This is a genomic window from Bacillus sp. z60-11 (assembly GCF_046464135.1).
Lineage (GTDB): Bacteria > Bacillota > Bacilli > Bacillales > Bacillaceae > Bacillus > Bacillus sonorensis_A.
Genome location: NZ_JBIYSN010000001.1, coordinates 948,283 through 961,392, shown reverse-complemented (window position 1 = coordinate 961,392; position 13,110 = coordinate 948,283). Strand labels below are relative to the sequence as shown.

Here is a 13,110-nt window from a genome sequence, read left to right as displayed (position 1 = left end):
CCCTCTTTTGTTTTAAAATGAAAATGTTCGTTTTACACAAGAGGGGGATCATTATGAAAAAGATATTACTGGTTTTATTTTTGGTGTTGGCAGGATGCAGCAGTGCACCAGAAAATAAAGCGGACAACCAGACAGCTACAGCTGAAGAAAAGACAGAAGTTGCTGAAACAAAGAGCACATTCAATTTTACCCTAGATGAATTTATTGATGAATATAATAAATACATTGATAATGGTATCTATGACGGTAAGGAAAAAATCCCTTCCCACCTTCAAAAAGATGAGGACTTTTTCAAGATTGATGGTGGGAGCTATGTTCACATTTTAGCCAAAGAAGCTGATAATGATGAAAAGCATAAAGGTTATATCTTATCAAGCATACATAATAAAGATAAAGAGCTTGCAGGTATTGACCTTCGCGTATACACCACTGTTGATAAAGACAAAGTTATGAATTGGTCAAGTACGGGAACTCTCGCAGTGTATAGATTACTGGATACTTTAAATTTTGAAGAAGAGACTTTAGAGGCTGCTCTCAAGGAGGCTAATCCAAATTACACAACCTCCAATAAAATTTGTAAACTTACACTTAAAATCCAGCTTAATAAAAATTCTATTTTGATTGAAATTCGCCCACCAAAATAAAAAGCCTTCTTTTTAAAGAGGGCTTTACTTTGGATGGGTTATTTTTCTTGTTGAGAACAGAACAAACGTTCCCTTATAATCATCTCAAGGAGATGAACACCATGAAAGATGACAACTTGAAAGATCGGGGATCAATCAAATGGACGGCCATGATGCTGCCCGAGCATGTCAGCCTGCTTCGCGAGTTAGAAAGCAACCAGGACAAAGTAAAAAGGCCGGTTCTTGACATGTCTCAGATCGAGGATATGGAAATGGCCATAAGTGAAGCAATGGAGTTTAATCATCCAGTTCAGTTTTCTGTATTTAAGCCGCTGCCAATGCTTAACGGACCCGAAACCGGGGAGATCGTTCAAATAGAGGGCCATATCCATTACATAAATCAACTTCGCAAGCTGTTCCATGTTGTGGATTCAAAAGGAGACACCAATCTCATTAAATTTGAGGATGTCGTCGGTGTAGAAATTAAATAGTCTTTTAAAAAGGAAGGTTAGACTGCCAGATTTTCCTTGGCAGCCTTTTGGGTTGTTTCAATCTCTTTTAATCACTCTCTTTTACTTCTTTTTTCAAAAGAAAAACAAAAATTATACTGGTAAATATATAGTACAATCCAATAATAGATGTACAGTTTGAAAGAACATCCCATAAATATTTAGTTTTAATCAGATACATCCAGATAAAATAAATTAACATAAAAGTTAACGGAAAAAAAATAAAATATCCAAGGAAGTACAACTTTAATTTGTTGGTCATACAAAATACTCCTTAATTCAGACGTTTATTCACAGATGCAGTAATTGATAATCAGTTTTTTAATTAACAATTAGGAATTACTTTTTTATTATTATTTGGCCCAAGGCCCCCGTCCTTCTAAACATTTAGCAGAATACCAAGTAAGAAACGCTACCAGACCAATAACATTCCCTCCTATTCCGATTTTTAACAAAAGTTTAGCGGCCTCTTTATAAGCTTTTTGTTCTAAATAAGTCCATAAACCTCCAGTTAAAGCAACTTCTATTAACGCAACACCAAAGTGATCCTTTAATGCATCTATCATACAGTCTCCCCAAGTACCCTTGGCAGCTAGTACTTGAAATTCACTAGTTTCCTTAGGTTCACAAGTGCCTTCTTTTATTTCTTTTTCAAGTATCTGTAATTCTTCAATTTCACCAAACCTTTCTGTCAATTTATCAAAATTAAATCCCACTAATTTGTTGTTTGAATCATAGATACTAGCTTCTTCCATTAGAAATTCTAAATCTTCAGCCAACGATTCTATCTCTTGGTCATTTGAATTTGATTTTGCGCTCGAAACCGGTGATCCAACTACTGAAAAAATTAAAAGAAAAGCTAAGAAAGAAATCAATATCTTTTTGTACACATTTTTCATTTTGCAATCTCCTTTAAAGTGAATTTTTTGCTAAGACAAGATTTTTTAATCAATTTCCAGCATTTGATTTTGGAGTTAATGTTACAATACCAGATCCCCTCCTGACTGCTAGCTAAAGAATGCGGGAAAAGGAAAGCTCCCCCCAATACCCGCTTAACTTTTACATAAATTAGCATATATTATATTTATTGTAAGTTCAATGATAACTATGAAATTTAAGCTTTTTTTTACTAACTTGTATATTATATGAATACCTTCACACTATAACATTATTTAAAAATTCAGTGAATGAGATAAAAGGAGTATTCCTGTATTTTTTCCTTAAGACTCATTCAAAGGAAAGTGGTAAACTCTATACTGATTGTAACCATTAGTATTAGAGGAGAATGCCATGAAGACCTTAGATGTTCAGGCGTTGCACAATGCAATTGACCAAACGCTCGAACAATTAAAAAGGCAATCAGAAGAAATCGCCAACGTCAAAAAAAGCATGGATGGAATCACGTCTCTTGACGATGCTTTAAAAGGAAAAGGCGGTGACGCGATTCGTTCTTTTTATGAGGAATGTCATACCCCATTCTTGAAGTTCTATGAATCCTTTATTCTTAAAAAAGATAGTTCAATGGAGAATGGATATAATTGTGACAGGTTTTCCTGTTGTAAAGTCAGGTGAGAAGGTTTGAGCAAAGAATTCACATTAGAAAAATTCAAATATTTTTTGGAATGTTATTTTAATCCTAGTATGGATTTCTCTGATATTAGAGATTTAGCAGAGGATTACAGAAAGGATGAAAGTGATAATAATATAAAGATGTTCCTTTATGAACTTCATGAGATAAAAAATAATGAGCAATGGAATGCAGCCAATAATTTTATAAGAGAACATGGAATGAGAAATCTAAATCAAAAGCAAATAAAGCAAATGGTTGATACGCTAATTAAAGTTCTAAACAGAGATTAATAAGGATCTATCCCCCCTTTTAGGGGGGATTTTTTACTTACTTCAATAGTGCTTCAAGTTTTGCCTTTGTCTTCGGCCCGTAAATGCCATCAGCAGACAGCCCGTGCATCAGCTGGAACCGTTTGACCGCGTTTGCCGTTTTCGGGCCGTAATAGCCGTCAATGCCGTTATTCTTGGCACCCTTGTCAGGGTAATAATAAAGAGCAGACAGCGCCTCCTGAATCTGCCGGACAGCTGTTCCTTTCATCATCGGGCTTTTCACTTTATAGATGCCGGACGGCAGCTTGTAAGATGATTTTTTTCCGCTTGAAGATGACTTTTTCTTTTCAATGGCAGACAGTGCTTTTTCTGTTGCTGGTCCGTAAATGCAATCTACTGATTCCCGCCTTCTTTTGAAGGGATTTTACAGCTTGCACAGTTTCATTACCGTAAGAACCATCAGCCCCATACTTCGGCAGCGAAAAACCTGCAGCAATCAAACGCTTTTGTAAGGCCTTGACTTTGGAGCCTGATGATCCTTTTTTCAAGATCGTTCCAGTGGATTTGCTCGGCTTGCTTGTGGGTGCAGTCGTTTTAGATACAGTTTTATTTCCGAGCAGGCTGTCGACTATTTTGCGAAATGCCGCCAGCTGACTTGCATCACTGCCCCAAGGTGCTGGGCAATTTTTGTTTGATGCATCGTAATGGCGAACGATTTTGTCAATTGAAAGACCATATCGTTTGCACAGATCGGTTAATGATCTGCATGAGGGAAAGAACACGTCAAAATGACGATAAGCTCGTTCTTCAAAACAGAATCAAAGATTACGAGGATTATGTCTCAGCGATTATGGAGTTAGATTAATAACTTCATATTTTTTTGGTCATATTTTGGCCAAAGACCAAAAAGAAGACCCCTTACATTCTTTTGACCAAAATTCAAAAACCCCCTGACACCAACGGTGCCAAGGGGTTTCAAAATTAATACTGAGACATATACTGCTCGCGCTCCCAAGGATGAACTTGTGTGCGGAACATATCCCATTCGATTTCTTTTGCTTCGACGAAGTGTTCGAAAAGGTGGTCGCCGAGGGCTTTGACCATGACTTCGTTTGATTTGAATTCTTCCAAGGCGTCTGAAAGAGTTGCCGGAAGGTCGACGATTCCGTTTTCGAGGCGCTCTTCTTTCGTCATCACATAGATGTTGCGGTCGATCGGAGCCGGCGCGTCCAGTTTGTTTTTGATGCCGTCAAGGCCTGCTGCTAGCAGTACGCTGAGTGCAAGGTACGGGTTTGCAGAAGGATCAACGCTTCTTACTTCTACACGCGTGCTGATGCCGCGGGAAGCCGGGATGCGGATAAGCGGGCTTCTGTTTTGCGCGCTCCATGCGACATAGCAAGGTGCTTCATAGCCTGGAACAAGACGTTTGTAAGAGTTGACCGTCGGGTTCGTCACGGCAGTAAAGCTTGTAGCGTGTTTCACGATGCCTGCGATAAATTGTTTCGCTGTTTCACTCAATTGAAGATCGGCGTCTTGGTCAAAGAACGCGTTGGCGCCGTTTTTGAAGAGTGATAGATTGCAGTGCATCCCTGATCCGTTCACACCGAATAATGGTTTTGGCATAAATGTTGCGTGCAGGCCGTGTTTACGCGCGATTGTTTTGACAACGAGTTTAAACGTTTGAATGTCGTCACAAGCGCGGATCGCTCCGGCGTATTTAAAATCGATTTCGTGCTGTCCAGGTGCAACTTCGTGGTGAGACGCTTCGATTTCAAAGCCCATTTCTTCAAGTTCAAGAACGATGTCGCGGCGGCAGTTTTCGCCAAGATCGGTCGGCGCAAGGTCAAAGTATCCGCCTTTGTCGTTCAGCTCAAGCGTCGGCTCGCCTTTTTCGTCAAGCTTGAACAGGAAGAATTCCGGTTCAGGTCCAAGATTGAAATCAGAGAAGCCCATGTCTTCCATTTCTTTCAAGATGCGTTTCAAGTTGTTGCGCGGGTCACCTTCGAACGGTGTGCCGTCCGGATTGTAGATGTCGCAGATGAAACGGGCTACTTTACCTTTTTCGGCTGTCCATGGGAAAATGACAAATGTATCTAAGTCAGGGTATAGGTACATATCTGATTCTTCAATGCGGACGAAGCCTTCGATTGAAGAGCCGTCAAACATGACTTTATTATCAAGTGCTTTTTCCAGCTGGCTCACAGGAATTTCAACGTTTTTAATCGTTCCAAGAATGTCTGTAAACTGAAGGCGGATGTATTTGACATTCTCCTCGTTTACTAGTTTAACAATGTCGTCTCTTGTATACTTTGCCATTCGTAAAACTCCTCCTCTAAAAGGTAAATGTATATAGCAATGCAGTTGCTAACCAATTAATGAAAAAACCTGGACATGTCTCCCTGGCGGAATGTTGTCCCTCTTTGGAAACGGCCTGCTTGAATGAGCTCGTTTTTCAGCAGCTTTCTCAGCTCTTCATCTGACAGGTTGTGTTTCTCGGCCTTTTTCGGTTTGTCTTGTTTCTCTTCTTTTTGTTCTTGTTCTGACTTCGCGAAAATTTGTTTAATTCCCGCCATGTTTACACCTTGTTCAATCAAGTCTTTAATCTCAAGCAGCTTATCGACATCATGGAACGAAAACAGCCGTCTGTTCCCCTCGCTTCTCGCAGGAAATACCAGTCCATTTTCCTCATAATAGCGAATTTGCCTTGCTGACAATTCGGTCAGCTGCATGACGATTCCTATTGGAAATAAGGGCATTGAGCGGCGAATTTTATCACTCATCTCAATTTCCTCCTTTTCTTATATAAATTTATTATATGTTATGTTATAAAATGTGTCAACATGATGTGAGGATTCTTTACATCATTTTTTAATTTCTTTTTCTAAATTAATTGCCGTTCCATCAATGCATCGGCCGCGCTGATGATCGCATTTTTCACATGGGCATAGGTTAATCCGCCTTGTACATAAGCTACATAAGGCGGTCTTATAGGGCCATCAGCTGATAATTCAATGCTCGCCCCTTGGACGAATGTACCGGCAGCCATAATGACGTCGTCTTCATAGCCCGGCATATAGCTTGGGTAAGGCGTCACATGGGAATTGACCGGAGAAGCGTACTGGATCGCCTGGCAAAAAGCGATCATCTGCTCGGAGCCGGAGAACTCGACAGACTGAATCAAATCGGTGCGTCTGCTGTCCCATGAAGGGTTCGGACGAAAGCCCAGCTTCTCTAGAAACCGCGCCGTGAAAACAGCCCCTTTTAATGCCTGTGCTACGACATGCGGCGCCAGGAAGAAACCTTGATACATCTCCTGAAGGGAATAAAGGGATGCGCCTGCTTCCCTGCCGATGCCCGGTGATGTCATCCGGTAGGAGCAAGCTTTCACCCATTCTTCTTTTCCGACGATATAGCCTCCAGTTTTCGCCAGTCCGCCGCCAGGATTTTTAATGAGTGATCCAGCCATCAGGTCGGCGCCGACATGGCAGGGCTCGCGTTCTTCAACAAACTCTCCGTAGCAGTTGTCTACGAAAACGATGATGTTTTCATTGATTTCCTTAACAAACCGAATCATGTTTTCAATCTCATCTATTGTAAAAGAAGGACGGTTGGCATACCCTTTGGAACGCTGGATGCCGACCACCTTTGTCCGCGGAGTGATGGAAGACGCAACCCGTTCGAAATCAACTGTTCCTTCTTCAGTCAAGGCGACATCGCTGTAGTGAATGTTAAAATCCTTTAAAGAACCTGCGTTTTCTTCACCTCTGACACCGATGATTTCTTCAAGTGTATCGTACGGTTTCCCTGTGATATAGAGAAGTTCGTCACCCGGCCGGAGAACGCCGAATAATGAGATTGAAATCGCGTGTGTTCCCGAGATGATCTGCGGCCTGACTAGACCGGCTTCACCGCCGAAGACATCTGCGTAAATCGCCTCAAGCGTATCCCGGCCGATATCATCATAGCCATACCCTGTCGAAGGTGTGAAATGAGTGTCTGAAACTTTATGCTTGCGGTAGCTTTCAAGCACCTTCCATTCATTTCGTTCACTGACTTCATCAATTTTTCTATGAATGTCTCGGATGTCGTGTTCTGTTTCAAATGCCGTTTTTTTTAATAAATCTCCATGCTTTAATGTCTCAAACATTCTTACAAGTATCCTTTCCTACATAAACTTCTTCAGTTCTCCCAATATGTTCTGTTCGGGCATGATGTACCCTTTCACCTCATATGCTTCCCGATCTTCATTAAACACACTGCTTTTCGTCATGGCTTCGGATTTGACTCTTGATAAAAGCCTTCCATCTGAAGCGGGAATTTCCACCTCGAATGGTACAAGCAGCTCGTGTTTGATATATTCTTCGACTGCCTGCTTAAATAAAAGCAGGTCTCCGTCTATTTTGGCGCTTGTCATGATATGCTCCCTTCCTGCTGATGGGATGAAATCGGCCCTCTTTTGATCCCGTTTGTTGTAGACTGTCAACACGGGAATATCATCGGCCTCCAGCTCTTCGAGAAGGCGCTTGACAGTGGCTTCGTGCCCCGCATAATCTTCATGTGAGGAATCGATCATGTGCAGGATCAAATCAGCCTCCTTCACTTCCTCCAAAGTCGATCTGAATGCCGCAATTAAAGTCGTCGGCAGATCCTGGATAAATCCGACCGTATCGGATAACAGCACACTGTAGCCGCTCGGCAGCGTCATTTTGCGGGTCATCGGATCAAGCGTGGCAAACAGAAGATTTTCTTCATAGCTGTCCGCGTCTGTCAGGCGGTTGAACCATGTGGATTTTCCCGCATTCGTATAGCCGACAAGGGCAATTTGCAAGACGCCGTTTTTCTTTCTTCTTTCTCTGTATCTGTTTCGATGGCGAATAACGGCCGAAAGCTGTACATTGATTTCATGTATCCGGTTTCTAATGTGGCGCCGGTCGCTTTCAAGCTTTGTTTCCCCGGGGCCTCTCGTTCCGATTCCGCCTCCTTGTCTCGACAGGTTAATCCCTTGTCCGCTTAAGCGCGGGAGTGCATATTGCAGCTGGGCCAGCTCGACTTGCAGCTTCCCTTCCCGCGTCCGCGCCCGTTTCGCGAAAATGTCGAGGATCAATTGCGTCCGGTCAATGATTTTCACGTCAAGATAAGTAACAAGCGCTTTCAGCTGACTCGGCGATAGCTCGTCGTTGAAAATCAGCACATCAGGCGTTAACTCTTCGCAAAGCACCGCCAGTTCATCTACTTTTCCTTTTCCGATATATGTAGCGCTGTCCGCACGGTTCCGCTTCTGTGTCACAGTGGAAACAACCGTTCCGTCAGCGGTTTTCGTCAAAGCGGCGAGCTCTTCCATCGAATATGAAAAACGCTCGTCGGTTACATGCGGCAGCTGGCATCCAACCAATATCACTTTTTCTTTTATGACTTCCTGTTTATTCAAATGATCATGTTCCTTTCTAAACAATAGTCAGGCAAGCAGTACTATCATAACAAACGGAGGGAGCACTTGCCAGAAATCCTTGAAAATAAAAAAAGACGCCCCATCATACGTGTGGCGCGTCTTCTTTCACATCAAGATCCTGGCTTTTGATGGTCATCAAATCATTCTTCAAGTAGCAGTCTCCCATCAAGAGTCTCATCGCCTGCGAACGAATCGATTTTTCGATTAAGTTGCGGACGTAGCGGCCGTTGCTGAACTTGGCCGGGCTGACCGTGCTTTTGACGGCCATCAAATGGTCTTTCAGCTTCCATTCGGCTTCAGGGCTGAACTGGTATTCCCTTTCCGCCATCATCCGTTTCGCAATATCCATCAGCTGGCTAACGGAGTAGTCGGGAAAATCGATGCTGATCGGAAATCTGGACTGCAGGCCGGGATTTAACGAAAGAAAATGATCCATTTCCCGTGAATAGCCGGCGAGGATTAAAATAAATTCATTGCGCTTATCCTCCATATGTTTGACTAATGTATCGATTGCCTCCTTGCCGAAGTCTTTTTCTCCGCCTCTGGCAAGGGAATAGGCTTCATCGATGAACAGGATTCCGCCCATCGCTTTTTTGATTAAATCCCTCGTTTTTTGCGCCGTATGGCCGATGTACTCACCGACGAGATCGGCGCGCTCCGCCTCGATCAGATGGCCTTTTGAGAGAACATTCATTTCGTAAAAAAGCCTGCCGATCAGCCTGGCGACGGTCGTTTTTCCGGTTCCCGGATTTCCTTTGAACATCATGTGAAGCGCCTGTTTTCCGGCCTTAAGGCCTTGTTCTTCGCGCTTTTTATTGACGAAAATCCAGGCGTAGATTTCTTTGATATTGCGCTTCATTTCCTCCATTCCGACCAGCGTGTTCATTTCCCTTTCAATTTCCTTCAGAATGCTGTGCTTGGCTTCATTTTTTTGCAGTGCCGCCTGATATTCGGCTTCAGCCTCTGAATTGGCCAAAACCTGCTTTTGACCGTTCAGTATGATATTGATTTGTCCGTTGTTTTTATAAGTAACAGCCCTTTCCAACACACTCACCTCACCATTCTCTCTTTATATCCTATTCATGGCGCGCTTAAGCCGTGACAGACGCCCAAATGACTGCACAATCCGATGCTTTTTGACAAGAACGGGTCAGGTCTTGTTGAAACCTGCGCTTTCCCGAGAAATACTTTATTTCTTATTGTATTCAGGTAAGCTGTGCGGACAAACCAATTTTTTATTTCTGTTTGCCTTTTCGGTAATTGCTTAACGGGGGTGACATGGTAAATCAGAAGAAAATGATGATTGATGAGGTCCTTAGGGGAATGGAACAGTCAGTCTGAAGATGTGCTGCGGCCGCTGCTCAGCTCTCCCCTGTTTCACAGCGGGATCTTCACAAAATCTGTGCTTTTTGATTTGAATAAAAAGAAATTCACTTTTGTTTTCTCAAATAATCATTGGTTTGTTTCATTAGCACGAACAGCTTTTTAAATTTGCTTTCATCGTGTATTGTTTTCCAACAGGCTGACCTTTGTCTGAATCTGCGTCTTATTCTTGATTTTCAATTCGTGCACGATCTCTTTCATAGGCATGCTTGCTAATCTCATTTTTACAGCCTTCTGTTTTCTACGGATAACCCACTCTTGATCCCATAGAAAAAACACCCCCAAGCCTATCCGATTTCAAACTTGAAGGTGTTTTTTATTTGTCTTATCTTATGGGGCAGTTCCCTCGTTTGTTTAACAATAATGACATGTTTCGTTTTTGAACGCATAGTGCTAATATGCGGTTTTCTCCCTGTGTTATATTTGTGGCTCCTTATCTTATGTACGTGACATTCGTTTTTCTGTCTAGATAAGTATAGACGCTCCCTTTATTCCTTCTACACTGACATAACACAGAAAGGGAAAATTGAATTTCTTATCTTTTATTAGATTTAAAACCTTTTGACACCATGTTTTTTCCTCTTTGGCCAGTCTGAATTTGCGATCAATCAAGATATAACGGCCAAAGTTTTTTGACATGCTTTCTGCTTCCTTGCTTTTTTCCAGCTCCGCCATTTTTTTTAATTGGGTATCCATTGTTTTTTCTAAATTTCCGATTCGATCCTGAATCAATTTTAGAGAATCTTCCTCTTCCAACAACCAAATCGAATATACTTTAATCAGAAATTCGTCCCTATTTATGGGATCTGAAGGAGATACGGCGATCCAACCTTCCAACGCTTCTTTCCCTTTTTCTGTAATTGAATATATTTTTTTATCAGGTTTCCCTATTTGTTCTACATGCTCATATTCAAGAAGTTCCTCTTGCTCCATTTTATTTAGCATAGGATATATTTGACTATGTTTTGCTGGCCACACTGCCTCCAGGTACTGAACTAACTCATATCCGGAACAAGGTTTTCTGCCGAGAACACTCAGAATGGCATATCCTAAAGTAGTTATATCATTCACCTCAATCTTTAAATGGCGGTTACTTTATACTATTTTTAAATCCAAAGGTTAAATAAACCCTCATTAATACCCAAGTTATACATGTAGTATACACCAAAAACAGCACTTATTACACCTGTCGTCATCCCTAGTGTTCCACTGATTGCTCCCCGCTTCTTACTCAGCACAAAAGGAATTCCAATGATTGTTGTAAAAAAAAGCATACCAATAACTGTTCCTGCACCGAATATAAGAATATATAGGGCTGCTTCCTCCACATTCTTTACAGTACTCATCGTTAATAAGACCATAGCTCCACTTCCTGCAAGACCATGAACTAAACCGATGAATGTCGATCTTAAGTATGTGACCTTTTTATGGCGGTGCTTATGGTCACCGCCGCTTTGATGGGAGTGGAGATGTTGATGCGTATGTACATGGTTATTCTTGAAAGAAAGAATCGTTTTAACCCCTAAATAAACAAGCATAATTCCTACTAAAAATTCTAAGGACATCGACCACTCTTCTGATATTTGACCCTTCATTACAATAACAATGATTCCAACTATAAATAATGTTGCCGTATGACCTATCCCCCAAAATATGCCTGCTAAAGAAGCTTGCCATAACTTTTTACTTTGACTTGCAATTGTCGATACCGCAATAACATGGTCAGGTTCAATTGCATGCTTGATTCCAAAAATTAAAGCCAACATTAAAACTGAAAATAATGTACCTTCCATAAAAATGCAGCTCCTTTTTATCTTGAATTCTTGAATGTGTTGCTGTTTTTTTAACCGTTAATATTTTCTTAAAAAACTCGGGGTTTTGTTAAACCATTCTTGGTTGAGGATATAATGAATTTCGGAAAATAGACTTTCGATGACCTGTGTTTGATTTGCTAATACCCGTACGGAAAACCCGGGGATAGGCAATAAAGATAAGCCTATTTTGTATGCTTTTGTCTGAGTATCAACGGCCTGATATAACCGATCAAGAAGGTCGTGATCTACCTTTTCGTTGATCACAATCATGGAACCTAAATGAGAATAGCCTTCCATTAAACCGAGACGATCGATATTTTGTTTAGCCGGGCATAGTTTGATATGGTCATAGACTGCCAGCTCATTTTCCAAATAGATTTCATTAATGAATTGAAGCATATCATAGGTGAATTTTTCTCCGCTGGGAGACCATCCAGGAGTCACAATATCTGAATAAAGGAGTGTACATCCTTTTTCAATATACACCACATTTTTTTGTTTATACCGTGCATCTTGATAGCCGATAAGCGGATCGGGAATGTACTCCAGATAACTGCCTTCCCTCAGGTTAAATTCGGTTTCCTGATATGCATGTGTATGAGGTGTCTTATATATTTTAGTTGCCGATTGGGTTGTTAATGTTAATCTTGCTTGTTTCTCCAGTGAAATCTTCATTTGATAGCGATCACCGTCTAGATAACCGCCGCCAGGATTTAAAATGTAATAACAGGCTTGTCCTGATTCATCATGATAAATAGGACGCATGACTTTATACGCCCCCTGAAAATACACATTTTTCGCAATGGTCTTTCCATTTTTTTCTTCAGCGCCCAAACGCAAAACGCCTGTCCAGTCCCCCATCTTACTCCAGTCCTTTTAACAGTGCATTTTTCTTAATCCAGTCAATGACTTGATCAAGACCTTCATTCGTTTTTAAATTTGTAAAAGCGAATGGCTTGTCTCCGCGGAAAACCTTCGTATCAGATGCCATAACATCCAGGTTTGCACCAACGAAAGGCGCCAAATCTGTTTTATTGATGATAAATAAATCGGATTTAATCATTCCTTGCCCGCCTTTACGCGGTATTTTCTCCCCTTGGGCAACATCAATAATATAGATTGAAAAGTCAACAAGTTCAGGGCTGAAGGTAGCTGCCAGATTATCCCCGCCGCTTTCAACGAAAATGAGTTCAACGTCTGGATTCTTCTTGACCAGCTCATCAATGGCCGCAAAGTTCATTGAAGCGTCTTCGCGAATTGCCGTATGAGGGCAGCCGCCTGTTTCCACACCTATAATGCGATCTGCGGGAAGCACCCCGTTGTTCATTAAAAACTTGGCATCTTCTTTTGTATAAATGTCGTTTGTCACAACTGCCATACTCATTTCAGCTTGTAAATGTCGGGTTAATTTTTCGACTAACATTGTTTTCCCTGCTCCTACAGGTCCTCCTACACCGATCTTAACTGGATTCATAACGAACACTTCCTTTTTT

The 13,110-nt window shown here is 41.5% G+C and carries 13 protein-coding genes and 2 pseudogenes; 4 read left to right on the top strand and 11 right to left on the bottom strand.

The window, feature by feature from the left end:
- The first annotated feature begins 53 nt into the window (after window positions 1-53).
- Both ACINLD_RS05025 and ACINLD_RS05020 read left to right on the top strand, forming a co-directional pair.
- Complete coding sequence (locus tag ACINLD_RS05025) at window positions 54-644, top strand: hypothetical protein (RefSeq protein WP_277692808.1); 591 nt, start codon at window positions 54-56, stop codon at window positions 642-644.
- Between the two features lie 101 nt (window positions 645-745).
- Entirely contained in the window at window positions 746-1,114 is a 369-nt protein-coding gene (locus ACINLD_RS05020) for a YolD-like family protein (RefSeq protein WP_277692807.1), read from the top strand.
- A 371-nt stretch (window positions 1,115-1,485) separates the two neighbouring features.
- On the opposite strand, the gene ACINLD_RS05015 is transcribed toward ACINLD_RS05020, so the two are convergent.
- Window positions 1,486-2,031: a hypothetical protein gene (locus tag ACINLD_RS05015; RefSeq protein WP_277692806.1), complete on the bottom strand. Its 546-nt coding sequence runs from the start codon at window positions 2,029-2,031 to the stop codon at window positions 1,486-1,488.
- A 391-nt stretch (window positions 2,032-2,422) separates the two neighbouring features.
- On the opposite strand from ACINLD_RS05015, the pseudogene ACINLD_RS05010 reads away from it, so the two are divergent.
- Window positions 2,423-2,659: pseudogene (locus ACINLD_RS05010) on the top strand (T7SS effector LXG polymorphic toxin); the annotation flags it as partial.
- A 51-nt stretch (window positions 2,660-2,710) separates the two neighbouring features.
- Window positions 2,711-2,992, top strand: coding sequence for a hypothetical protein (locus ACINLD_RS05005; protein ID WP_277692805.1), 282 nt, complete (start codon window positions 2,711-2,713; stop codon window positions 2,990-2,992).
- A 37-nt stretch (window positions 2,993-3,029) separates the two neighbouring features.
- Here ACINLD_RS05005 and ACINLD_RS05000 read toward each other — a convergent pair.
- The 10 genes and pseudogenes from ACINLD_RS05000 to ureG form a co-directional block, all read right to left on the bottom strand.
- Window positions 3,030-3,726, bottom strand: a pseudogene (locus tag ACINLD_RS05000) (peptidoglycan-binding protein); the annotation flags it as partial.
- A 226-nt stretch (window positions 3,727-3,952) separates the two neighbouring features.
- Window positions 3,953-5,287, bottom strand: a complete 1,335-nt coding sequence (glnA, locus tag ACINLD_RS04995; protein ID WP_026587139.1) for a type I glutamate--ammonia ligase — start codon at window positions 5,285-5,287, stop codon at window positions 3,953-3,955.
- Window positions 5,288-5,343: 56 nt separating this feature from the next.
- On the bottom strand, window positions 5,344-5,751 hold the full coding sequence (locus ACINLD_RS04990; RefSeq protein WP_026587138.1) for a MerR family transcriptional regulator: 408 nt from the start codon (window positions 5,749-5,751) through the stop codon (window positions 5,344-5,346).
- A 101-nt stretch (window positions 5,752-5,852) separates the two neighbouring features.
- Window positions 5,853-7,118, bottom strand: a complete 1,266-nt coding sequence (locus ACINLD_RS04985; RefSeq protein ID WP_026587137.1) for an aminotransferase class I/II-fold pyridoxal phosphate-dependent enzyme — start codon at window positions 7,116-7,118, stop codon at window positions 5,853-5,855.
- An 18-nt stretch (window positions 7,119-7,136) separates the two neighbouring features.
- Window positions 7,137-8,399 carry a GTPase HflX gene (gene hflX, locus ACINLD_RS04980; RefSeq protein ID WP_077736778.1) on the bottom strand — a complete coding sequence of 421 codons (1,263 nt, stop codon included), beginning with the start codon at window positions 8,397-8,399 and terminating at the stop codon, window positions 7,137-7,139.
- Between the two features lie 103 nt (window positions 8,400-8,502).
- A complete protein-coding gene (gene spoVK / locus ACINLD_RS04975) occupies window positions 8,503-9,468 on the bottom strand; it encodes a stage V sporulation protein K (RefSeq protein WP_035428089.1) in 966 nt (321 codons plus the stop codon).
- An 800-nt stretch (window positions 9,469-10,268) separates the two neighbouring features.
- Window positions 10,269-10,874, bottom strand: coding sequence for a PadR family transcriptional regulator (locus tag ACINLD_RS04970; protein WP_077736779.1), 606 nt, complete (start codon window positions 10,872-10,874; stop codon window positions 10,269-10,271).
- Window positions 10,875-10,909: 35 nt separating this feature from the next.
- Window positions 10,910-11,596 carry a sulfite exporter TauE/SafE family protein gene (locus ACINLD_RS04965; RefSeq protein ID WP_026587133.1) on the bottom strand — a complete coding sequence of 229 codons (687 nt, stop codon included), beginning with the start codon at window positions 11,594-11,596 and terminating at the stop codon, window positions 10,910-10,912.
- A 57-nt stretch (window positions 11,597-11,653) separates the two neighbouring features.
- The gene (locus ACINLD_RS04960; protein WP_026587132.1) at window positions 11,654-12,478 is read right to left on the bottom strand and encodes an urease accessory protein UreD; all 825 of its coding nucleotides are present in this window, start codon (window positions 12,476-12,478) and stop codon (window positions 11,654-11,656) included.
- Between the two features lies 1 nt (window position 12,479).
- Complete coding sequence (ureG, locus tag ACINLD_RS04955; RefSeq protein WP_026587131.1) at window positions 12,480-13,091, bottom strand: urease accessory protein UreG; 612 nt, start codon at window positions 13,089-13,091, stop codon at window positions 12,480-12,482.
- Window positions 13,092-13,110: the final 19 nt, after the last annotated feature.

Excerpts from the sequence above, each read along its gene's own strand:
- ACINLD_RS05025 (WP_277692808.1), top strand. The coding sequence starts at position 54 with ATGAAAAAGATATTACTGGTTTTATTTTTGGTGTTGGCAGGATGCAGC.
- ACINLD_RS04990 (WP_026587138.1), bottom strand. The coding sequence starts at position 5,751 with ATGAGTGATAAAATTCGCCGCTCAATGCCCTTATTTCCAATAGGAATC.
- ACINLD_RS04965 (WP_026587133.1), bottom strand. The coding sequence starts at position 11,596 with ATGGAAGGTACATTATTTTCAGTTTTAATGTTGGCTTTAATTTTTGGA.
- ACINLD_RS04960 (WP_026587132.1), bottom strand. The coding sequence starts at position 12,478 with ATGGGGGACTGGACAGGCGTTTTGCGTTTGGGCGCTGAAGAAAAAAAT.
- ACINLD_RS04985 (WP_026587137.1), bottom strand. The coding sequence starts at position 7,118 with ATGTTTGAGACATTAAAGCATGGAGATTTATTAAAAAAAACGGCATTT.
- glnA (WP_026587139.1), bottom strand. The coding sequence starts at position 5,287 with ATGGCAAAGTATACAAGAGACGACATTGTTAAACTAGTAAACGAGGAG.
- ureG (WP_026587131.1), bottom strand. The coding sequence starts at position 13,091 with ATGAATCCAGTTAAGATCGGTGTAGGAGGACCTGTAGGAGCAGGGAAA.
- ACINLD_RS05015 (WP_277692806.1), bottom strand. The coding sequence starts at position 2,031 with ATGAAAAATGTGTACAAAAAGATATTGATTTCTTTCTTAGCTTTTCTT.
- ACINLD_RS05020 (WP_277692807.1), top strand. The coding sequence starts at position 746 with ATGAAAGATGACAACTTGAAAGATCGGGGATCAATCAAATGGACGGCC.